This is a genomic window from Ewingella americana ATCC 33852 (assembly GCF_000735345.1).
Taxonomy (GTDB): Bacteria; Pseudomonadota; Gammaproteobacteria; order Enterobacterales; family Enterobacteriaceae; genus Ewingella; species Ewingella americana.
In genome coordinates this window covers 13322-34592 of the sequence record NZ_JMPJ01000047.1, presented here as the reverse complement: position 1 = coordinate 34592, position 21271 = coordinate 13322, and the positions used below count along the sequence as shown (strand labels likewise).

Annotated in this window: 18 protein-coding genes; 7 read left to right on the top strand and 11 right to left on the bottom strand. The window is 56.2% G+C overall.

The window, feature by feature from the left end; translation table 11 throughout:
* Nucleotides 1-25 precede the first annotated feature (25 nt).
* From GEAM_RS08395 to GEAM_RS08380, 4 genes are all read right to left on the bottom strand, one after another.
* A complete protein-coding gene (locus GEAM_RS08395; RefSeq protein ID WP_034790480.1) occupies nt 26-406 on the bottom strand; it encodes a nuclear transport factor 2 family protein in 381 nt (126 codons plus the stop codon).
* 28 nt (nt 407-434) lie between these two features.
* Complete coding sequence (locus GEAM_RS08390) at nt 435-1265, bottom strand: helix-turn-helix transcriptional regulator (protein ID WP_034790477.1); 831 nt, start codon at nt 1263-1265, stop codon at nt 435-437.
* Nucleotides 1252-1812 (bottom strand): YbhB/YbcL family Raf kinase inhibitor-like protein, encoded by a 561-nt coding sequence (locus GEAM_RS08385; protein ID WP_034790476.1) that lies wholly within the window; start codon nt 1810-1812, stop codon nt 1252-1254. The genes GEAM_RS08390 and GEAM_RS08385 overlap by 14 nt, the downstream gene beginning before the upstream one ends.
* Nucleotides 1813-1916: 104 nt before the next feature.
* Nucleotides 1917-2870: an AraC family transcriptional regulator gene (locus GEAM_RS08380; protein ID WP_034790549.1), complete on the bottom strand. Its 954-nt coding sequence runs from the start codon at nt 2868-2870 to the stop codon at nt 1917-1919.
* A gap of 181 nt (nt 2871-3051) precedes the next feature.
* On the opposite strand from GEAM_RS08380, the gene GEAM_RS08375 reads away from it, so the two are divergent.
* Both GEAM_RS08375 and yqfB read left to right on the top strand, forming a co-directional pair.
* Complete coding sequence (locus GEAM_RS08375) at nt 3052-3888, top strand: oxidoreductase (RefSeq protein ID WP_034790475.1); 837 nt, start codon at nt 3052-3054, stop codon at nt 3886-3888.
* A 140-nt stretch (nt 3889-4028) separates the two neighbouring features.
* Nucleotides 4029-4337 (top strand): N(4)-acetylcytidine aminohydrolase, encoded by a 309-nt coding sequence (yqfB, locus tag GEAM_RS08370; protein ID WP_034790474.1) that lies wholly within the window; start codon nt 4029-4031, stop codon nt 4335-4337.
* A gap of 6 nt (nt 4338-4343) precedes the next feature.
* On the opposite strand, the gene GEAM_RS08365 is transcribed toward yqfB, so the two are convergent.
* Entirely contained in the window at nt 4344-5213 is an 870-nt protein-coding gene (locus tag GEAM_RS08365) for a LysR family transcriptional regulator (protein ID WP_034790473.1), read from the bottom strand.
* A gap of 108 nt (nt 5214-5321) precedes the next feature.
* On the opposite strand from GEAM_RS08365, the gene GEAM_RS08360 reads away from it, so the two are divergent.
* Nucleotides 5322-6326, top strand: a complete 1005-nt coding sequence (locus GEAM_RS08360) for a nitrilase family protein (RefSeq protein WP_034790472.1) — start codon at nt 5322-5324, stop codon at nt 6324-6326.
* A gap of 51 nt (nt 6327-6377) precedes the next feature.
* Here the strand turns inward: GEAM_RS08360 and GEAM_RS08355 are convergent, their stop codons facing one another.
* The gene (locus GEAM_RS08355; protein WP_034790471.1) at nt 6378-7019 is read right to left on the bottom strand and encodes an HD domain-containing protein; all 642 of its coding nucleotides are present in this window, start codon (nt 7017-7019) and stop codon (nt 6378-6380) included.
* Nucleotides 7020-7162: 143 nt separating this feature from the next.
* Between GEAM_RS08355 and GEAM_RS08350 the strand changes: the two genes are divergently transcribed.
* Nucleotides 7163-8137 carry a GlxA family transcriptional regulator gene (locus GEAM_RS08350; protein ID WP_034790470.1) on the top strand — a complete coding sequence of 325 codons (975 nt, stop codon included), beginning with the start codon at nt 7163-7165 and terminating at the stop codon, nt 8135-8137.
* Between the two features lie 39 nt (nt 8138-8176).
* Here GEAM_RS08350 and GEAM_RS08345 read toward each other — a convergent pair whose 3' ends face one another.
* Genes GEAM_RS08345 through bcsR form a run of 5 tightly spaced genes read right to left on the bottom strand, consistent with a single transcriptional unit; the run spans nt 8177 to nt 17368 of the window.
* Entirely contained in the window at nt 8177-11479 is a 3303-nt protein-coding gene (locus tag GEAM_RS08345) for a cellulose synthase subunit BcsC-related outer membrane protein (RefSeq protein ID WP_051899452.1), read from the bottom strand.
* Between the two features lie 31 nt (nt 11480-11510).
* The gene (gene bcsB / locus GEAM_RS08340; RefSeq protein WP_034790468.1) at nt 11511-13817 is read right to left on the bottom strand and encodes a cellulose biosynthesis cyclic di-GMP-binding regulatory protein BcsB; all 2307 of its coding nucleotides are present in this window, start codon (nt 13815-13817) and stop codon (nt 11511-11513) included.
* Nucleotides 13814-16429, bottom strand: a complete 2616-nt coding sequence (gene bcsA / locus GEAM_RS08335) for a UDP-forming cellulose synthase catalytic subunit (protein ID WP_034790467.1) — start codon at nt 16427-16429, stop codon at nt 13814-13816. The genes bcsB and bcsA overlap by 4 nt, the downstream gene beginning before the upstream one ends.
* Nucleotides 16429-17145 carry a cellulose biosynthesis protein BcsQ gene (bcsQ, locus tag GEAM_RS08330; protein ID WP_034790464.1) on the bottom strand — a complete coding sequence of 239 codons (717 nt, stop codon included), beginning with the start codon at nt 17143-17145 and terminating at the stop codon, nt 16429-16431. Before bcsQ ends, bcsA begins: the two co-directional genes overlap by 1 nt.
* A 4-nt stretch (nt 17146-17149) precedes the next feature.
* Nucleotides 17150-17368, bottom strand: a complete 219-nt coding sequence (gene bcsR / locus GEAM_RS08325; RefSeq protein ID WP_051899454.1) for a cellulose biosynthesis protein BcsR — start codon at nt 17366-17368, stop codon at nt 17150-17152.
* A 261-nt stretch (nt 17369-17629) separates the two neighbouring features.
* Here bcsR and bcsE point away from each other — a divergent pair, with 261 nt between their 5' ends.
* From bcsE to bcsG, 3 genes are read left to right on the top strand one after another with little or no spacing between them, the layout of a single operon-like run.
* Nucleotides 17630-19234 carry a cellulose biosynthesis protein BcsE gene (bcsE, locus tag GEAM_RS08320; RefSeq protein WP_034790461.1) on the top strand — a complete coding sequence of 535 codons (1605 nt, stop codon included), beginning with the start codon at nt 17630-17632 and terminating at the stop codon, nt 19232-19234.
* Between the two features lie 2 nt (nt 19235-19236).
* Entirely contained in the window at nt 19237-19464 is a 228-nt protein-coding gene (bcsF, locus tag GEAM_RS08315; protein ID WP_034790459.1) for a cellulose biosynthesis protein BcsF, read from the top strand.
* A complete protein-coding gene (gene bcsG, locus GEAM_RS08310) occupies nt 19461-21119 on the top strand; it encodes a cellulose biosynthesis protein BcsG (RefSeq protein ID WP_034790457.1) in 1659 nt (552 codons plus the stop codon). The genes bcsF and bcsG overlap by 4 nt, the downstream gene beginning before the upstream one ends.
* Nucleotides 21120-21271: the final 152 nt, after the last annotated feature.

The following is a 21271-nucleotide window of genomic DNA, read 5'->3' as shown; positions in this document are numbered from 1 at the left end:
CCCCATTTCCTCTGCTTTTCTCACTTCACTCCTTCATCGGTGTCCCTTGATGAAATCTAAGCTGCCAGCCATACGGCTCTGACCTCTGCCATATTGAACTGCGCAATGTGCGCCGCACTTTCACATTGTCTTGTCTCAACTCGAAACTTTGATAAATCAGAATCACTTGGTCTTCGCTGATTTTGCTCAGCGCAAAGTTTTCTGCTTCTATCTTCACTTGCTCAGTTTCACCCAGTAATGCGTCGACAACCTCGCTTCTGTTATACAGCTGCCCCGAACGACCAATCTCTGCAAACTCGCCATGCAGCAAATGCTCGAGGATTTGCTGGTCGCGGCGTAAAGCTGGCTGATGCAAACAGGTTTCAAGTTCAACAATGTGCTGCACTAATTCTGCGTGGTTTGTCATGCATTCTCCCTGCTGGTAAAAATCTGGCCTACTCGCTGGCGTTATCTGGCAGCATCACTTTGCGTAATGCGCCTGGCGTTAACCCAAAGCGTTCTTTGAATCTGGCAATAAATCGCGATGTCGATGAATAACCTGCCAGACAGGCAATTTGCTTGATGGGCATCTGATTACCCTGAACATGCTCCATGGCCAGCGAAAGATAAACGTCGTCTTTTAATTGGCGAAAATGAGTCCCTTCACTTTTCAGTCGACGCAATAATGTCGATTCACTGACAAACAGCGCTTTGGCAATGTCGGCTAACATTGGCTCTGTTTCCGGACTGCGGCTGATTCTGTCGATGACCCGCTGCGAGAACGTCTTTTCATTCTGGCACACAGTAATGCGGTAACCGGCAATCGATAGTCGTAAAAGAAAACCCTCAAAGTGATGTTTTATCATCTGTGGATGCTCTCTCTTAGTTAGCGCCCTAACTGTTTTCTGCCAGGCTTCGTGCAAATCTAAACCGGCTGGCAATTGCGTCGTGGTGGTAATGTCCTGCGCCGTCTTTAACATATCAGCATATCGGCTGTTAAACTCACGTAGTAAATGAGCAGGAAACGCCACAATTTCTGATGCAAAACCGCCATCTTCCGTGATGTGCTGCATCAAAATGGACTCATGCGGTGCGACAAATATCAGGTTTCCGGCTCCAGAAACACATTTATTATGAGTGAGTTGCATGATTTTCGTGCCCCGCAGCACGTGGCAAAAGACGGGGCGCAAAAAAGTCATGTTTTTGAGAGCGTGGCCCTGACTGGCCTGATAATGAATAATTTCAATGCTTTCATTATCAGGTGTGGCTGTCTTATTTTTTTCCATAAACGGGTTTGAGTTCCGCCTTTGCGATCATATGTGCCTTCAGCTGATACCCTACCAGCGCCCCGCTACTTTCCTCGGTGATTGGCAATTTATCGGTATCCAGTGCCCAAACGGTAAAGATATAAGGATGAGATTTAAAGCCCGGTGGCGGACAAGCCCCGCCGAATCCAGCATAGCCATAATCATTTCTGCCCTGAACTGCGCCAGCGGGTACATTTTTACCATTGGCGTTGCCCGCGTCTATTCCTAAATTATGGACGGAAGCCGGGATATTCACCATGGTCCAATGCCACCATCCGCTGATTGACGGCGCGGACGGATCATAAATAGTGATAGCAAAACTTTTGGTGCCTGCGGGCTCGCCGCTCCAGTGTAAATCAGGCGAAGTATTGCCGCCGTTACAGCCAAAGCTGTTGAAAACCTGCAGTGAATCCAATGGCTTATTGTTCTTGATGGTCTGGCTGGAAAGCTTAAAGTCTGCGGCATGCGCCGACACATTGACTAAAGCAGCTACGGCCAGCAGTGCCAGATTAATACGTGAAGACATAGAAAATCCCCTTAACTCGGTGGAAAGGAGTTAAGGATAAGCTGACGGTTCCCCGGAAGATGCCCCGAAACCGTCAGCTGATGGACTGTCTGCTGTCAGCCCCTTCAATGAGAAGAAATAAACTCCGTGGCCTGATGTTCTGGCGGTACGGCGAAATTCTCTTTCATACGTTTCACTTCCTCGACCGGCGTGCGGCCAAATAAGCGTTTGAATTCACGGCTAAATTGCGACGCACTCTCATAGCCCACTTGCAGCGATGCCGTCAGCGCGGTGATCTCCTTTCTGACCATCAACAGTCTGGCCTGATGCAGCCGCAAAGACTTCAGATATTGCATCGGCGAAGTCTCGGTGATCAGCTTGAAATGGCTGTGAAAAGTCGCCGGGCTCATGTTGGCCATTTGAGCTAACTGATTGATATCTAGGTTTTCGTTATACGCGCTATGGATGTGGCGAATCACGTTATAGATGCGGCCAAACTGACCTTGCAGCTGTAACGCGGTGCGGATCCCGGCACCCTGCTCGCTGGTCAATACGCGGTAGTAGATCTCGCGAACCAGCGCTGGGCCTAGGATGGCGGCATCCTGTGGCTCACTCATTACCTGAAGAAAACGCAACACCGAGTGCTGCATAGCTTCGCCCATGGGTGTCGACACCATGCTTTGCGGCTTTGGCGACTCTTGCGCAGAGTTTTGGTCAATCTTCATGATCAGTTCAGCGGCGACAGAAAAGTCGAGATGCATATAAATAGCTAACAGCGGCTGTTCCGCGCTGGCATCGGTTTCCATAGTAAAAGGCACTGGCAGCGCCACGGCGAGGAAATGCTGTGCGTCATAAACGTACACCCGGTCACCAAAATAGCCGCGTTTTGTGCCCTGACAGACAATCACAATGCCCGGGTCATAGAGCACCGGCATGCGTTTCAAGGGGCGGTTTGAGCGTAAAAAGCGCACATCGGGCACCCGTGACAGGTTATAGCCTTCGACCTGCGCCAGTGTTTCCAACAGTTTGACCATCTCCTGCTGTACTGCCCCAACCTGCCCTACATTTTCGCTGTTCATGCCAATCATCCCATAGATACCCCTAGTGCAGTGTAGCAAGTTATGGTGGTGATAAAAACAACACTCATAGTTTTAGGCAATAAACTCCGAGTTTCAGGTCTCTTGCGAATGACACATCGGCGTTACTCTGAGCGCCGTGAAAAGCCGCGTTGGCTTTATCAATGCTTTTGGAGAAATAACCATGTCTGATACTAAAAACATTTTGATCACCGGTGTAAGCAGTGGCTTTGGCCGTGCTCTGGCGCAGCAGGCGCTGACTGACGGCCATCGCGTGATTGGCACCGTGCGCAACGCCAAGGCCGCCGAAGAATTTACCGCGCTGCACCCGACTCACGCCATCGCGCGCATTTTAGATGTTACCGACTTTGCCTATATCGACGAAACCATTGTTGAAATTGAAGAAAACGTCGGGCCGATTGACGTGCTGGTGAATAACGCGGGCTACGGCCACGAAGGCGTGTTCGAGGAGTCGCCATTGGAAGAGATGCGTCGCCAGTTTGACGTCAACGTGTTCGGCGCGGTGGCCGTCACCAAGGCCGTGGTGCCCTTTATGCGCCAACGCCGCCGTGGCCATATTCTGAATATCACCTCCATGGGCGGCTTTATCACCATGCCGGGGATCGCCTACTACTGCGGCAGCAAGTTTGCTTTAGAAGGGATTTCTGAAGTGCTGAGCAAAGAGCTGGCGCCCTTCAACATCTTCGTTACCGCCGTCGAGCCAGGCTCGTTCCGCACTGACTGGGCCGGTCGCTCGATGGTGCGCAGCCCACGCTCGCTCACTGATTATGACGCCCTGTTTGACCCAATTCGTCAGGCGCGCGAAGCCAAAAGTGGCAAGCAGCTTGGCGATCCGCAGAAGGCCGCTCGCGCCATGTTGACGCTGATTGCCAGTGAAAATCCACCAGCCCACCTGCTGTTAGGCAGCGATGCCCTGCAATTGGTTCGACAAAAACTGGCTAGCTGGAGTGAGGAAATCGACCAATGGGAAAGCCTGACGCGCTCTACCGATAGCCAATAGCCGAGCTTAATTATCGCCAGCCGTTTACATTCTCCCCGTGCTTCTTACAATGGGTTTTAAACGGCTGGTGACGCCTGCGTGCGACGCTTCGCCAATCAGATGATCAGGCAATAATTCCCGGCCACACAACAGGAACAACAATGAAAAGCATCACTTTCTTCTCGCGCTTTGAAACCGATATTTTGGCCGAACGCAAAACCATTACCCTGCGCGAAGCCAGCGACGCCCAGTTCTCAGCGGGTGATAAAGTCCGGGTTTCGCGCTACGAAGATGAGGTGTTTTTCTGCAATATTGAAGTGATTGCGGTGACACCGGTGCTGTTTTCAGAATTGAATCAGCGCCACGCCGATCAGGAGAACATGACCTTAGAGCAACTCAGGGAGGTGATTTCAGAAATTTACCCCGGCCTGAATGAGCTATTTATGATTGAGTTCCGCCTGCTGAAATAAAGCCTATTAGCCTGCGGCGGGACTCTCCTGCCGCACCATCTCAATAAATTTATCCCGCACGCCATCCTCTATTCTTGGGTCCCAGGCAATTCCCGTCTGCCAGCGCAACGCGCGCCCTTTCAGTTGCACGATATTCAGATCCGACGGCGCAATATGCACAATGCTCTGCGGCAGCAAAGCCACGCCCAGCCCGGCGAGCACCATAGCCAAAAGCGTATGAATATCAGCAGCATATTGTTCACTACTGGCCTGATAGTGTTGCTCATGCATAAACAGGTCAATCTGCCCATTCAGCCCCTGCCCGCGCCCGGACTGCAACCGCAGCAGCGGATGTTTTGCCAGCCACTGATCTACCGTCAAAGAACGGCTTTCTGGCGTGATCAGCACCAGACGGTCCTCAAACAGCGGCAAATACTCCAGCGGGCTAGGTGGCGGAACGCGCACGAAACCCATCTGCAATTCGCCCTGCTGCAACATCTGCATTTGCTGGCTTGAAGGCAGGTCCTGCAAGGTGATGTTGATTGCCGGAAAACGCTTACCAAACCGCGCCACGCTCTGCGGCGCATAGACAAAGCTCGATAACCCGAACCCTATGGCGATTTTGCCCTCAAGGCCCTGTGCCACCAGCCCGGCGTGCTGCATAAACAGGGCCGACTGCTTCAAGACTTTACGCGCTTCGGGCAGCAGCTGTGCGCCGCCGGGCGTCAGCAGCGTCCCTTGCCTGCCACGATTAAATAGCCGCAGATTGATCGCCGACTCGAGCAGATTAATCTGCTTGGTCAGCGCCGGCTGAGTCATCGAGAGCGCCGACGCCGCCTCGGCATAATTCCCCTTCTCGGCCAGTGTCACAAAGGCTTTCAGCAGCTTAAGGTTCATGATTTTACATTCCATTTGGTAATCAATATTGGAAAATACTTCATTATAAAGTTATCAGCGAAGTTGCTGTAATACCAGCCAGTGACCTCAAGTGAACTGGAGAATGACATGACCGAAAGCAAACTGATTAAAAGCGCCGTGGTGCAGTTTCAGCATCAGGCGGGTGACAAGAAATACAATTTGATGGTGATTGAGAAGTATATTGAGCAGGCCGCGCTACAGGGGATTCAGATCCTCGCCTTCCCGGAGATGTGCATTACCGGCTATTGGCACGTGCCAAAACTCAGCGCGGATGAAGTGAAGGATCTGGCCGAACCCCTGTCCGACAGCCCTTCTCTAGCGCTGATCCGCTCACTGGCGATGCGCCATAATATGCTCATTGGTGTTGGGCTGATTGAGCAGGCCGACGACGGGCGACTTTATAATGCTTATGTGGCCTGTCTGCCGGACGGCAGCTTTCACACCCATCGCAAACTCCACGCCTTCGAGCATCAGGCCATCAGCAGCGGCGACGCCTATACCGTGTTTGATACCCCTTGGGGCGTGAAGGTCGGCATTCTGATCTGCTGGGATAACAACTTGGTGGAAAACGTCCGGGCGACCACTCTACTGGGCGCTGATATCCTGCTTGCGCCCCATCAGACCGGAGGGACGAACTCCCGTAGCCCGCACGGCATGAAGCCTATTCCGCTGGAGTTATGGCATCAGCGGCATGAGAAGAAGGAAGAAATTACCGCCGCCTTCCGTGGCCCGAATGGCCGTGAATGGCTGATGCGCTGGTTGCCGTCGCGGGCGCACGACAATGGATTGTTTATCCTGTTTAGTAATGGCGTGGGGGCGGACGACGACGAAGTGCGAACCGGCAATGCGATGATCCTCGACCCTTATGGCCGGATTATCAATGAAACCTGGGCGGCGGCAGATAGGATGGTTACCGCTGAACTGGATCTGACGCTGATCCCTCTGAGCACCGGGCGGCGCTGGATTTACGGCCGTCGGCCAGCTTTATATAAAATCCTCGCCGAGCCGCAGGGCTATGAACGCGACGCCATCACCGCGCGTTTCAGTGAAGAAGAGACCGCCGTGTCGGGCAGCAATAACAAGCAGGATTGAAGCTTTAATCCCGCGCCAAAGATTAATGGCGCGGGGAATCAATTAGTTAACTCACGCTTTCCAACGCGAAGCGCGAATAACTTGGCAGAAATTACCTTTCACAAAGTTCGGCTCTTTATCGGCAATGACGTCGGCTTTAACGTTACCGAAAGTGGTATCCTGCTTGTGTTTAATCCCGTCGTAAAATGCCTGAATAATATCTTCTTTAAATTGCGCAGTGCGTGGGAAAGCGGCCACCACTTCTTCGCGGATCTTATCTTCATAGCCGCCGTAGTTAATGCCCAGCACGTCCATCTCTACCCCGGCGGTGACCAGCGCAATGACGGGGTCCATAAACTCCGGGATGCCCGGCGTGGTGTGCAGCGCAATGGCGGTCCACACCTTGTCGATATCCTGTGTTGAGACGCCATACTGTTTCATAAAGTCACGCGCGGTGTTGGCGCCATCCACTTCGAAGCGTTTGTCGCAGCTACAGTGCTCGTGGGTCAGGCCCATGTCGTGGAACATACAGCCGATGTACAGCAGCTCTTGGTCGACGGCCAGATTGCGCTGTTGCCCAGCCAGCGCTGCCCAGTAGTAAACCCGGCTTGAGTGGTTAAACAGCAGCGAAGACTCGGTGTCGCGCACCAGTTCTGTCGCCTCGCGGGCCATTTTGCTGTCGGGAATGCGAATACCGTTAATGTTCAGACTCATGATTGTTCCTCGTTGGTCAGTAGTGATGCAGTGAGTTGCATGAGCAGAGAATAAGGGGGATGATAAATGTCTTCAAACGTCGTTATACGACTAAAAGCGACATTGCGTTGTTACACGACAGGAAAACAGAGGAAAGTGCTCAGATGGTAAAACAGGTGATAATTTTGGCGGTGCCCGGCGTGCAGTTGCTCGACGTCTCGGGGCCTCTTGACGTGTTTGCCGAAGCCAATGCCCAACTGGGCCGCGAGCTGTATAAGCTTAGCGTGATGGCGCTGGATGACCAGCCGATCGTCTCCTCTTCCGGCGCGCGGCTGTTGCCGGACCTCAGGCTTTCTGATGAGCTAACCCAGCCTATCGACACCTTTTTACTGGCCGGAGCGCCGGTGCTCGACACCTTTGTCTCCGATGACTCGGTGCTTGCTTCCATTCGCCGTTTGGCCCTGCAAAGCAGCCGTTATGGCTCAGTGTGCAGCGGCGCGCTGCTGTTAGCCGCCAGCGGCCTGCTGGATAACCGGCGCATCACCACTCACTGGGCGGTGGCTGACCAGCTGGCGCGTGACTACCCGCAGGTGCAGGTTGATGCCGATGCCATCTTCCTCTGCGACGGCCCGCTGCGCACGGCGGCGGGTGTGACTTCGGGCTTAGACTTGGCGTTGAATATGGTGGAGGAAGACGTTGGCCGGGAGATCGCCATGCAGGTGGCTGCCCAACTGGTGATGTTCTTCAAGCGCCCCGGCGGCCAGCTGCAGTTTAGCCGCCACGGCAAAGCCTCGGTCAGCGGCCGTTCTGCGTTACAGGATGTGCAGCGCTGGGTGCTGAGTTCTCTGGCGTCGCCGCACAATGTGCAGACCATGGCACAGCATATGGGGGTAAGCGTCAGGCACCTGACTCGGCTGTTTAATCAGGAAATTGGCCAGACTCCGGCGGAATGGCTGGAGCAACAGCGTATTTCTCAAGCCAGAACGCTGTTGGAAAACGGCGAGCTGGCGATCAAGCAAATCGCCGATGAGTGCGGGTTTTCTAGTGTGGATATCCTACGGCGGGCGTTTCTGCGTCAGCTAAAAGTGACACCGTCACAGTATAAGAAGTTTTATGCCAATGGTGAGGTGAAAGCTTAACTTCCTCTCCCCATTGAGTAGAGGAAGTGATTGAAACTGTTACTTAAAGTCGGCGTAAGGCACCAGCGGGCGCGGTGGCATATCCAGATCGCCCTGCCAGCCCGCCAGCGAGTAGCGGACATAGAGCAGATAGTGGCTCGGGGTATAATCTTTGGCTTGCTGAATATCAATCGCCGCGCCAACCGTCCAGTGCGAACTGACGCGCCTTTCAATCAGCGCCTGCGCCGTATAACCAAATCCTGAGCTACTGCTGCCCTGTTCAATGGCGTCTTTATCCTCGAAATTACTCGGAAGCAGCCCCTGCAGCGGATAGCGTTTTTGGTCCTTGGTGGAGGAGCGCGACCAAGAGACCGACCCGCCTACTTCCCATGACCAGTTATCCGTCCGCTGGCGATAGTTCACCGGCACCGCCAGCGAGAAATATTGCTGCGGACTGTAGTAACCGCCCTGACCCAGCGTATAGCCGCTGAGGTCTTTCTGGTAGTGCCACAGCATGGAGTTCAGCCCCACGGTGGCGCGGCGATTATCCTCATTGATGACTTTATAGTAGTAGCCACCCATCAGGCGTTCGCGGCTGTTGTCGGCAACGTTTTTGCCGGTCAGCTGATGAGCACTGATGTCGCCCCACAGCCCGTGCGCTTTGCCCTGATCGTAACTGACACCGAGACTAACGCCGGTGGCGCGCACGCCGCCCCATGTGGTGCCGGTATGCGGATCTTTCGCTCCGGCGTAGGAGAGCATCGAGCTGGAGATTGGCCGACGCGACGCCATTGCCGTCCAGCCAATATCCTGCCAGTCACTGCTGTAAGCTAACCCGCCGACCCAATCCACCACCGGGAAGCCGAGCGGCGTGGTGCCTAGGTCACCTTCCCACGTCTGGTCTTTATAGCCAGCGCCAAAGCTAACGCCGCTGGCTCGCTGACCATAATCGCTGCTGCATCTTGAATTACTGCCACAGGAGCCAAACAAGGTGGTGTAGCCCGGTTGTTTGTTAGGATCACTCTCTGCGATAGGGGTATTTTCAAACGAGCCGTTATCCATGCGCACAATGTCGGAACGCAGGAAGGCGCGCCCCTGATACCAAGGCATATCGGCCTGTAGCATGGTGGTGCTAGCTTTGAGGTCTGACTTGCCCGGCGTGCCGCTGTTGGTGGACATATCCTGATCGAGGGTGAAATTGACATCCTGCTGGCGGTAAAGGTCATGGGCATCGGCGCGAATACTGCGATTGAGCCAATCATCACCAGCCTGATTGCGCGTCAGCCGGGTGTAACTGTCATTGTCGGCAGGCAACTGCGGGGTCATGCCGCTGGCGAGCATTGCCTGCTGGTAGTCTTCACGCGCGGCGGCTGGCTGGGCCGCCTGCTGCTCAAGGCGCGCCGAATCACGGTAAATCAGCGCCTTGTCTTGGCCGACCGGCAAATCGCGGGCGGCGGTTTTGACGGGCTGAAGCAGGCGAGCGGCTTGTGCCGCCTCTCCCACATCATGCCAAGCCATCGCCACGCGGCGCTGCTGGTTGAGGCTTAAACTGCTCACCGGCAGCTGGCTGGCGGCCAGTTTCTGCCGCGCCTGCGGCTTCTCACCACGGGCAATCAGCTGGTCAATCTCATTTAAAGTCTTGTCGAGAGTGATGCGCTGCGCCAGTTCTCGCATATTGCTGTCCCAGCGCGCCTGCGGCAGAGAATTCAGGTGCTGCACGGCGGCGGCATCGCGATCTGTGCCGGAAAGATATAGCGCGTAGGCATAAACCTGCTGCGGATCGTCCGGGTGTTTGGCGACCAGAGGCTTGAAGGCGGCGTCCGCCTCGGCGTTGCGCCCTGCCTCACGCAGCGCATTGGCGTAGTGATAAGTGGCCCAAACGTTATCCGGATCCAGTTTGAGCAACTGCTGATAGCTCTGCGCCGCCGCGGCCCACTGTTGCTGACTAGCTAGGCGCTCGGCCTGTTCAGCCAACTGGTTATTCTCAATGCCGCGCTGCATATCCTCGAGCTTGGCACGTTGCGCCGCGGGGAGCGCCTTGATGTAGGTCAGCGCCTTTTGCGGCGACTGGCGCTGGTAGATATTCGCTAGCCCGCGCTGGGCGCTGCTGTTATTGCTCTCAACGCGCAGGGCGCTGAGATACGCCTGCTCGGCCTGCGCATCGTCGTGGCGCGCCACGGCGATATCTCCCAGACCAATCCAAGCCCAAGGGTCACGGCTGTTGATCTGCCTTGCCCGCTGATAATGCTGGCTGGCCAGATTGAGGTTCTGGGCCTTCAACGCCTTATCGCCCTGCTCGATTTCCAGCCAGTAGCTGTCGGCTTTGATCAGGCTGTCCCACTTATTGCCATAAGCCGCGTTTACATCGGCTTTTTTGGCCTGCTGGTAGAAAGACAGCGCCTGCTGGCGGTTACCAGCGCGGGAGTAAGCCTGACCCAACGCGCCCAGCACGTCGGCGTCGTTTGGCGTCTGTTGAAGGGCTTTTTTCAGCGGCGCGATGGCGCTGGTCGAGGCCCCGCTTGCCACTTTTTGCAGCCCGCTGACCCGCGCCTGATAGCGAGGGTCAGCCAATAAGGCTTGCTGGCGCTGTAGCTCCTGCTGGGCTTCAATCGCCGAGTCGCCGCTGGTGAACACTTCACCAAAATGCCGCAATGCGTCGACGGACTGATTGCTCACCGGCTGCGATTTTATCTCGCTTAACCACAGGTCAGCTGCCGGCTCACGGCCCTCGTCGACATAAGAAAGCTCGGTTACCAGCGCAATGGCGCGGGCGTTTTGCTTCTCGGCAAAGGCCATTTTTGCCAGCTGCAAACGCACTTTTACGTCGCCGGGGAAGTGCTGATTCAGCGCCTGCAATTGGCGCTCGGCCAGTGTAGATTGCCCCGGCATGCGCGCCACCAGTTGCCAATACTCCAGCGCCAGTTCGCGCGGCGGCGGTTGGCCTTCGAAAGCCTGATCGTACAGCGCTTTAGCCTCTTGCAGATGGCCGGTAATGCCCAACAGGCGTGCCTGTTGCAGCTGTTTCTGCTTGTCCGTCGAGGTCAACTCCAGACTCAGTTTCGCCTGACGATAAAGCGCCGAATCTGGCGCAACTTGCTGAATTTTATCTAACTGCTGCTGGGCCAGCGCCCGGTTACCTTCGCGCAGCGCGAGACGCATGCGGGCCGATAAGACCTGCGGATTTTGCGGCGCCATCAGCTCCAGCCGATACAAAGACTGGCGCACCAAATCATCGCGATGGCTGGCTTCGCCAATCCGCACCTGCTCCAGCAGCCACTCTTCAGGGGCCACTTGGTCGGCGGCAAACAGCGCCGAAGGAGTCAAACAGAGCTCCAGTGCCAGCGCCAAGGCGCTCAGTGACAAAGGGGCTCTTAAAGAAATCTGCCTCACGGGATTAGTCCTGATCGTCGGAAGATAAACGGCGACGGCTCAGCGCGCGTAGCCCATTCCACAGCAGGATGGCGATTAACACCACTGCCACCACTGCCATAAAGGCCAGCAGCACCGGGTGCGTCGCTAACTGATTCCACACGCGTTCCCACCAAGGCAGGTGGCCGACATAGTACACATCGCCGACTTTCAGGCTGTTAACCCCAGAATCGCGGAAAATCGCCACCGAGCCATACACCAGCGCCTTCTGCTTGCTGTCTTGCAGTGCGAGATTGAGCATCTCGAAGCCTTGCGGGCTGTCAGCCAGTAGCGCGACGATGCTGCGCTGGTCGTGGTAAGGCGATTGCAGGCCGACAATGGCGGAAATCGGCCCTTGGGCGCTAACCTGCACATCGGCATCCGGCGTGGCATCGCTGACGGGCGCGGTGTTCTCCGGCAAGGCAACTTGACGGTTTGGCGTATTGACGGCGGCGCGAGTGGCGTCAAGCAGCAGGTTCGCCTTCTTATCATCACGCACGGTTCCGTCGCGCAAATCATCCGGCATCGCGCCAATCATCAGGATATCTGCATCGGCATTTTTGGCCTGCGACCAGTCATTGCTGACCGAGACGCCGGTTGCCGGGTAGCCGGTCAGTGAGCCAATATTGCCCAACTGGTTCAGCATGGTGGTGAGCTGCACCGGCTGTGGCTGAGCTTTCACCAGCACCAGCGTTTGCGACAGGTCCGCCAGACGGCTGAAGGGGAATCCGGCGTTGGTAAAGGCGCGCAGGTCCGGCATCGCCATAAAGTGGCGGTAGCCGGAGAAGTCGATAGTCGAGCTATCATCAATCACCACGTGGTTTTGCACCGTGGTGTAAGTCTCACAGCGCCCTTCGGCGGTGCCCGCCAGCAGTGAGCTGTAGTCGAAATCAAAACGCAGCTGGTTCACGGCACCCAGCTTCAACGCCGGGATCATCAGGTCTTTGTGGTCGTCCAGCAGCCCTTGCAACATGGTCAGGCGCAGCAATTGCGAGCCCTGCTCGCTGCCCGGCACCAGTGCGAAATCTTGCAGGAACTGATTGTTCAGGCTGATGCTCAGACGCGAGGTATTCTTCACCTGCGGCGAGGTGTAACGGTACTTCAGTCGCATATCAATGCCGTGGCTGTTAATCAGGAACAGGTCCGGCGGCAGGTTCATATTCAAGGTGATTGGGTTTGGCTCAATGCCGTTACCCTGTAACTGTTCGGCGTACTGCTTCAGCTCGCCAAAGTTCATTGGGCGGTCGGTGCGCACCCAGTTTGGCGCGTCGTAAGGCTGGCGCGGGTTGAGCTGTTCGACATTATCCACGCTGACATTCGACCCACGGAACAGCAGGTTACCCTGCGCGATGCCCTTGGCGGCGGTGATCAGGTCTTTATCGTCACGGCCTAATACCAGCAGCATTTTGACATAAGGGTTGTTCGGCTGGCTGACCATCTGCACGCTCGGCCCTTTCACCGGCGGCAGGTCGCGCAGGAAGTCCGGGCGATGGTCATTGGTGGCGAACACCACGGCGTGGCTGTCCGGCAATTGGTTATAAAGCACCGGGAAGGTCTGGCCGCGCCACTGGGCTTTTACCCCAAACCACGAGGCTAGAATCGCCGCGGCCTGCTGCTCACCGGCGTCCGGCGCGGCGGAGAACACCATCGGCAGCGTCAGCGGACGACTATCGCGAGCGTCAAAGAACGGCACCGGGAAATGCGCCAAATCGTTACTCAGCGGCAGCTTTTGCACGGTCAGCGACAGCGAACTGCCCTTGCCCACTTCGAGCCACAGCGTGCTGTTGGCCGGGTTTTCACAGACATTCTGATAGTGGCCGACAAACTCCAGCCGGATACGGTTGAAGTCGGTAATGTAGCGCGGGTCGATGGCCATTTTCAGCTGATTCGGCTTGCCGAGCTGGTCTTTCTCGATGGTTTGCACGCCCATCAGTTGGTCATTGAGAAACACCTTCAGGTGCGACTGCACCGGGATCAGCGACGGCGACGGCGTGTATTGCAGATTCAAGGTGGACTGGGTCACCACTTCGTCACTGCGCACCCCAAACTCAATCACGCCAGAAGGCTTGAAGCCGCGCAGGGTCATGGCCCCCGGCTCTGGCACGATAGCCTGAAACGGCAGGTTTACCTCACGTACCGGCGCGCCGGGGATGATCATCGGCACGGCCGCCGGAGCAACCAGCGGGATGGCGGTGGCCTGCGGCGGGTTCAACGGCGCGGTTTCGGCATGCAGCGCCGGAGTTGTCATACCCCATGCGGCAGTCATCAAAGTGAGTAAAGGAAGTAGTTTCATTTTTTTGTCATCGTTAAGGTTGAATCATCAGCCTGCGCGGAGAGCGACGGATTGCGCGGCAGGAAAGAGATAGCCCAGCGGCCAAAGGTGTTGCTGCGAGCGACCAGCGGGCGGAAGCGATAAGGGGCAATATCCAGCATGCGCAGATAGCCACGGATGCCCAGCCCCAGCACTTCTCGCAGGCTTTCCAGCGGCTTATCTTCTGGGAAGCTGTCGCCACGAACTACCCAGCTGTCGGCGCGGGCAAAAGTACATTGGATATAATCGACGTGCTGCGCGGTGGTCATCGGCAGCAGCTGCACGCCAATGTTTTCACCAAACACCCGGCTTACGCGGCACGGGAACGCATATTCTTGCTGGCCACGTTGAAGCAGTAATGTGACATTGTCACCTTTACTGAAGTGCGCGGCGCTGGCGGTGGCGATCCCTGCACCACTGTCTGAGAAGTCCTGCAATGTGGCGACATAGATATGACCATCTTCACGAGCCAGCGCGGCGGGCATGGAGACTTCCACGCGATGCGCCTGCCGGACCTGCTTGGCTTCAAAGGCCACGGCGATAGCGCCGCCGAGAATGATCATGTTGTAGGTCACCCACGCCAGGCTTATCAGCACGGTATAAAACTCGTCGGACTGAGTGTGGAACAGACGCCAGATGCCCACGCCGAAGCCCAGCAGATTGAGCAGCATCAGGAACTGATAAGGCCGGGTGATTTTCCAGTCGACATAAGACTTGTCGTGCATCCCCCCTTTCGCCGTGACGTTAAAGCTCCCGGCGTGCGGGTTAAACAGCGCCACCGTGGTTGGCCGGGCGATATACCACGCCAGCACGGTTTCGTAGATTTCACTCCAGAAGGAGTGGCGATATTTACCCTGCACCCGCGAGGTCGCCAGACTGGCGTGAACCATGTGCGGCAGCACGTACAGCGCGATAGCCAGCGCCGGAGCATAGATGATGTAGGCATTGAGCAGCAGGAAGGCCAAAGGCGCCGTCAGGAAGATAAGCCGCGGAATACCCGCCAAGAAGTGCAACATGGCATTGGCATAGCAAAGGCGCTGCGCCAGCTTCAACCCTTTGCCCCACAGCGGGTTGTCGAGCCGGAAAATCTGCACCATGCCGCGCGCCCAGCGAATACGCTGGTTAACGTGGGCCGACAGGCTTTCCGTCGCCAGACCGGCGGCCTGTGGAATACGAATATAAGCCGAGGTGTGGCCGTGGCGGTGCATGCGCAGTGAGGTGTGGGCGTCTTCGGTGACAGTTTCTACCGCAATACCACCGATTTCATCCAGCACGCTGCGGCGCAGTACGGCGCAAGAGCCGCAGAAGAAGCTGGCATCCCACAGGTCGTTGCCGTCCTGCACTAAACCATAAAACAGCTCGCCCTCGTTTGGCGTGCGGCGCACCCGGCCCAGATTGCGTTCGAACGGATCCGGCGAGAAGAAGTGATGCGGGGTCTGTAACATGCCGAGCTTGCTGTCTTTGAAGAACCAGCCGACGGTGAGCTGCAAGAAGGAGCGCGTTGGCACGTGGTCGCAGTCAAAAATCGCCACCAACTCCCCTTTACACTGCTTCAAGGCATTATTGATGTTGCCCGCCTTGGCGTGTTCGTGGGTTGGGCGCGCAATGTACTGCACCCCAATTTCCTTGGCGAAGTCGGCAAACTCAGGGCGATTGCCGTCATCGAGCAGCCAAATGGTCAGTTTCTCTTTCGGCCAATCCAGCCCCAGCGCGGCGTACATCGCCGGTTTCACCACGCTAAGCGGTTCGTTATAGGTCGGGATCAGCAGGTCAACCTGTGGCCAAACGGCGATGTCAGCAGGCATCGGCACCGGCTTACGGTTCAGCGGCCAAATGGTCTGGAAGTAGCCCAGCACCAGCACCACCCATGAGTAGGTTTCCGCCGCCAACAGCAGCAGGCCGCAAATCAGGCTCACCGGGTCATCCCAGTTGAGGGTCGAGGTGTAGCGCCACCACAGATAGCGGCAGGAGATGGTCAGCGAGAGGACGATCAGCATCAGCGTTGGGAAGCGCCCGGGAATGCGGCGCACCAGCATGGCGAGGCTCCACAGCAGCACCACAAACACGAACTGCGCCAGATAGCCAAAGGGCTGCGAGATGCAGAACATCACCAGCACGGCGGCGACCACTGAACCCAAGACAATCAACACGCGCCTTGCCAACTTGCTCAGGCCGCGTATTGGATGCATCACCTTGTCTGACAAGGGGCTGTGAGTGATGCGCGCGGGGACCGCGCCGAGCCAGTTATGCACTCTGGCGCGCAGACGCTGCGGCCAGTCGCTGACTTTGACTCGCCCGCGCAGGCCGCCAGCGGGGATAAACAGCAGCAGCCAGCAGGTTTGAAGCAGGTAGCGGATTGGGTCCGCCGGGCGCGGGCGCTGGGCTGAAATATGCGGGAACCACTGGGCGCGGCGTTGGCGCACGCGCTGCCACGCCGGAGACTCAAAGCGCAGCAAGAGCCAGCCCAGCGCCACGCAGGTCACCATCAGCAGGCTAGCAACGACTGACGCGCCCTGCTGGCGATAATGACGATAGCGCTGTTGTAAGGCGCTGGCGACCGGAGGCACCAGCAAGGCGCGAAGCAGACGACTCATTACTTCTGCCCCGCGCGCAGGTGGATTTGGCACCAGCTGGCGAGTGCGTGGATCTCTTGGCAGCTTTTGCTTTGTGGCGCCATCTCGCCTACCGGGCGCTTAGCCGCCAGAGACTCCGCCATGGCTTCGTCGCGATGCAAAATCACCGGCAGCAGGCGCGGCAGGCTCTGTTGCCACAGCAGCAGAATGTCTTGCTGTAACTGGCTGGCGGGCATGAACTGATTCACCAGATAATGGCTATCTGTAGGCACAGCCTGTTGATGCAGGCGAACGTGCGACTGGCTGTCGGCATGCAACAAAGTAAAGGTGTGGTCGGCAATAGAGAGCGCCTGCGCCGCTAATGCAGGTTGGTCAACAGGCGTGTCGAGCAGCACCCAATCATAGATGCCGGTATTAGCGATTTTTGTCAGGTTATCTTGCCAGTCACAGTAAACCTGCGCCTGCTCAATGGCAGGCAGTTGGCCGAAAGGCAAGAAATCAAGCTGGGCGTTATAGCGCATCGCGCCCTGCTCCCAGCCCTCTCCCGCACGCACCGCCGTGGCCCAGCCACGGGCTGAGTCATAAGACATATTGAAGTGCAAACGTAAGAGATTGGCGGGAGAAAAGTCGATGGCTAACACCTTCTCGCCGGACTGAGCCAGCGCCCAAGCCAGTGCCGCGGTCACTGAGGTGACGCCGCAACCACCACGGATCCCCTGAAGGGCAATAACAGGCATGAGTCTACCCTTGGTTTGGTGTTGATGGTTGGTCGGAGTTATTTTGCGCAGACTGGGATAATTCGGCCAGCAAAGGCCAGCGCGTTAATACCTGCGGAATTTTTTCTTTACGGGCTATATCGATATAATTTAATTCAGGTAAGGAAAAAAGGCGACTTAACACTAGAAAATCATCGTTTTCATTATCTTTTTCGCCGTTTACTGACAGGCTTTCAGGTCGCATCTCTTTTTCCACTCCGCTTCCCTCTCATTTCCAGAGATATAAAAATAACACCTGCGACTAAAATTAAGTCGTGGCGTTAGGATGTTCTTTACTGGATATGGTGGGTGGCAATGCCAGAAATATTCATACTAATAAATTTCGGTTATTATAATCATATTTCCAATTGTGTCCAAAGCATACTTTCAATTAAAATGAAACCACATCTTATGCCAGCAAGTCAGGCTGACTTATTCCGGCAAACTTATTTAGGCTATACAGATAATGGCTCTTTCCCTTTCTTTTGGCAGCAAGCAATTCTGGAATGAATTGGCTGAAATGCAGTCCTGCGGGCTTTACTGGGTCAATGCTGACAGCCAACACGCAGCTTACGAGTTGGCGGGCCAGGTGCTTGATGCACAAGAGATGAAAATAATAACGACGATTGTTTATCCTCAAGAAAATCTCATTACGGGTAACAAGCAACGCCCACTTCCTGCCGAGCACGTTCTGACGTCACGTATTATTTCCGCAGACCCTTCAGTCAAACAATTTGCGCTGTCGACGGATAAAAAAGCGTTTAAATCTCTGCCCCGCGACCTTAACCGCGCTGTGGCTAAAGGCAATAAACTGGTTGTTTTATTGTTTCCCAACAGTGCTTGGCAGGGGTTTAGCCAGCAAGAGTTTGCTCATTGGCTGCGTGAAATCAATGCTCTGGCGAAATCAAAACAGAGTGCCGTACTTATTATCGCCCATGGAAAATCCGAGCAGAACCTTAAATTAAAGCTCAATACTTACCATCGGGAATTATATGGTCTTTGCCATTTGCGCAGTGATATTGAACCTGCACAGTGGGTTATTTCCTGGTGGCATAATCCATTGGCCGCTGAGGCCAATACCACCTATGCCCTACAAAAGCGCGCGTTTGGCTGGTCGGTAATGCCTAAAGTTACAACGGACAACGGGCCCGTGGCGCTCGGTGACGACCAGTGGGCCTTTTTGGCCGAGCGCGGCGTGCTGGAAGGCGCGCCGCCGCTTTCAGGTAACTGGCAACTGTTTGATGACAACGCCGCACTGGCTGAAAGTGGCATGCGCGCCCGCTCGGCCACGCTGATTTTCGCCCTTAATAGCAATGAACAGGTGGAAACCCTTGCCAGGCAAATTCATCTATTGCGCACCCAGCGCGGTAGCGGGCTGAAGATCGTGGTGCGCGAACTGGGCGCTGCTCTGCGCTATGCCGATCAGCGCTTATTGCAAGCCTGCGGGGCCAATTTGGTGGTGCCACAGGCGGCGCGCCTCTCCAGCTTCCTCACCCTGCTGGAGGATATCCAGCCTCTGAGCTTCACCCGTCAGGTGTCGGACGATATCGAGCAGTTGTTGCAAGGCCGCCTGCCGACCCATCACAAAGGTTATTTGCCGCTGCCTGCCTTCTGCACAGTGATGCAGTCTATCTGGAGCCACGCCGAGCAGCAGACTGACGCGCCGGGCGTGCTTATCTCCCTGCGCCCGGTGACCGGCATCAATCCGGCGCAATCAATGTCGCTGTGTCATTTGCGCCGCGACGGCGATGTGTTGACCCTGACCGAGCGCCATCTGCTGCTGTTCCTCTCCAATTGTCAGGCCAGCGATGTAGAGCAAGTGCTGCGTTCGCTGTTCAGCTTGCCGGTGGATGAAGTATTCGCCAGCCGCACGGTTTGGCATCAAGCCAATGATATTCAGTCAGAAATTCGCCGGTTGGCCGCCAAGCCTGCCCTGCCGGCCCCTATCGCCGAGCCGGAGCAAATGACCGTGCCGCAGCCAGACGCCGCCCACGCGCCTGAACCCACCCGCCCTCAGCCCATCGTTTTGGCGCTGAGCGCGACGCCTGTGCATTCTAAGGATCAGCAATAACTATGAATATCAGCGACATCATCGAAATATTCATTCTGGCAGCGATTATTTTGATCCCCTGTGGAATGTACATTGGCCGCCGTTTGGAGCATTGGAAACTGAGCTTCGAGGCGCGCTTTTTGTCCCCTCGCTACCTTAAACGCATTACCGCCAAGGATGTCAGCCGCGCCCAGCAAGGGTTCGCGGCTTCTTCTGATCCCGCGCAGGACTCATCGAATACACCATCATGAATAACAACAAAACAACTGCAACGCGCCTTCCCCTGTGGCAATCATGGCGTGGACTTGGGGCGTGGAATTACTATTTCCTGCTGAAATTCATTCTGTTATGGCAGGGTTATCTCAATTTCGACGCGGTGGGCAACCTGATTTTCGCCGCCTGCCTGCTGTTCCCCCTGCCTTCTCTGCGCCTGCATCGCTGGCGTCACTGGCTGGCCCTGCCGTTTGGTTTAGGGCTGTTCTACCACGACACTTGGCTGCCGGGCTGGCGCACTATCATCAGTCAGGGCGGCGATGTCAGCGGATTTAGTCTCGACTACCTGCTCGAGTTGGCAGACCGCTTTATTAACTGGCAGTGGGTCGGCGTGGCCTTCGTGCTGCTGGTGGCTTATCTGTTTGTGGCGCAGTGGATCCGCATCACTACGCTGACCGTGGCGGTGCTGGTGTGGCTCAATGTCAGCCTGCTGGTGCTGCCGGGCTGGTCCTCCCCGGCGGCGAAAACCGTGGCTAGTACGTCAGCGCCGGTCAGCCAGCCAGTCGCCCAGCCCAGCCCCGGTGAATCCTTGCCGAATACCGTCAGCGGCCCGCCGACTAATGAAAATCTGAATGCCTATTTAGAGCAGTTCTATCAGCGCGAGCGCACTCGTCAGACGCAGTTCCCTGAAGCTCTGCCCGCCGACGCCCAGCCGTTCGATCTGTTGGTGATCAACATCTGTTCGCTGGCGTGGTCAGATCTGGATGCCGCCAATCTGGCGAATTCTCCGCTCTGGTCGCGCTTCGACATGGTGTTCAGCAATTTCAACTCCGCCACCTCCTACAGCGGCCCGGCCTCAATTCGCCTGCTGCGCGCCAGCTGTGGACAGACCTCGCACCACGATTTGTATCAAACCTCAGGCCAGAAATGTTACCTGTTTGACGATCTCGCTCGCCTTGGTTTTGGATCCCAGTTGGCAATGGATCACACCGGTGAGTTTGGTAATTACATTAAAGACTTACGCAAAGATGCCGGGTTGCAGGCTCCTCTGATGTCACAAGCCGGGCTGGGCCATAACCTGACCTCGTTCGACGGTTCGCCGATTTATAATGACGGCCAACTGTTCACCCGCTGGCTGGAAAATCAGCAGAAAGCGGGCAGCGATCGCACCGCGACCTTCTTCAACTTAGTGCCGCTGCACGACGGCAACCGTTTCGTCGGTACCAATAAACCGGCGGATTACCGCACTCGCGCCGAGACGTTATTCACCCAGTTGAATGCTTTTATGGATCAACTCGAGAAGTCTGGCCGCAAAGTGATGCTGGTGGTGGTGCCCGAGCACGGCGCAGCGTTAGCAGGAGATAAGATGCAGATCTCCGGCCTGCGTGACATCCCAAGCCCGAGCATCACGCACATCCCGGTCGGCGTGAAGTTCTTCGGCATGGAGTCTTCGCACCCCGCCACGCCGCTGAAAATCGATCAGCCAAGCAGCTATCTGGCCCTGTCCGAACTGGTCTCCCGCGCCGTCGACGGGAAACTGTTCACCACCCCAACCGTCGACTGGCCAACCCTCAGCGGCAACTTGCCAGAGACGCCAATGGTGTCAGAAAACGAGAACGCCGTGGTCATGGAGTACCAAGGGGACTTTTACATTCGGTTGAATGGGGGGAGTTGGGTTCCCTATCCTAAGTAAAGGGAGGGCAGCCCTTTGAGCTGCTTTAAGGTCAAAACCTTGCGCTGCCGCCACGCCGGCCTCAAGGTCAAAACCTTGCGTTGCCACGCAAACTGGCCCAAAGGGTTTTAAACGAAACCCTTTGGAATCCTGCGTTTTTTTGCTGCTGGGAG

Coding starts and splice junctions, on each gene's coding strand:
- GEAM_RS08395 (WP_034790480.1), bottom strand. CDS start 406: ATGACAAACCACGCAGAATTAGTGCAGCACATTGTTGAACTTGAAACC.
- GEAM_RS08390 (WP_034790477.1), bottom strand. CDS start 1,265: ATGGAAAAAAATAAGACAGCCACACCTGATAATGAAAGCATTGAAATT.
- GEAM_RS08385 (WP_034790476.1), bottom strand. CDS start 1,812: ATGTCTTCACGTATTAATCTGGCACTGCTGGCCGTAGCTGCTTTAGTC.
- GEAM_RS08380 (WP_034790549.1), bottom strand. CDS start 2,870: ATGAACAGCGAAAATGTAGGGCAGGTTGGGGCAGTACAGCAGGAGATG.
- GEAM_RS08375 (WP_034790475.1), top strand. CDS start 3,052: ATGTCTGATACTAAAAACATTTTGATCACCGGTGTAAGCAGTGGCTTT.
- yqfB (WP_034790474.1), top strand. CDS start 4,029: ATGAAAAGCATCACTTTCTTCTCGCGCTTTGAAACCGATATTTTGGCC.
- GEAM_RS08365 (WP_034790473.1), bottom strand. CDS start 5,213: ATGAACCTTAAGCTGCTGAAAGCCTTTGTGACACTGGCCGAGAAGGGG.
- GEAM_RS08360 (WP_034790472.1), top strand. CDS start 5,322: ATGACCGAAAGCAAACTGATTAAAAGCGCCGTGGTGCAGTTTCAGCAT.
- GEAM_RS08355 (WP_034790471.1), bottom strand. CDS start 7,019: ATGAGTCTGAACATTAACGGTATTCGCATTCCCGACAGCAAAATGGCC.
- GEAM_RS08350 (WP_034790470.1), top strand. CDS start 7,163: ATGGTAAAACAGGTGATAATTTTGGCGGTGCCCGGCGTGCAGTTGCTC.
- bcsB (WP_034790468.1), bottom strand. CDS start 13,817: ATGAAACTACTTCCTTTACTCACTTTGATGACTGCCGCATGGGGTATG.
- bcsA (WP_034790467.1), bottom strand. CDS start 16,429: ATGAGTCGTCTGCTTCGCGCCTTGCTGGTGCCTCCGGTCGCCAGCGCC.
- bcsQ (WP_034790464.1), bottom strand. CDS start 17,145: ATGCCTGTTATTGCCCTTCAGGGGATCCGTGGTGGTTGCGGCGTCACC.
- bcsR (WP_051899454.1), bottom strand. CDS start 17,368: ATGCGACCTGAAAGCCTGTCAGTAAACGGCGAAAAAGATAATGAAAAC.
- bcsE (WP_034790461.1), top strand. CDS start 17,630: ATGGCTCTTTCCCTTTCTTTTGGCAGCAAGCAATTCTGGAATGAATTG.
- bcsF (WP_034790459.1), top strand. CDS start 19,237: ATGAATATCAGCGACATCATCGAAATATTCATTCTGGCAGCGATTATT.
- bcsG (WP_034790457.1), top strand. CDS start 19,461: ATGAATAACAACAAAACAACTGCAACGCGCCTTCCCCTGTGGCAATCA.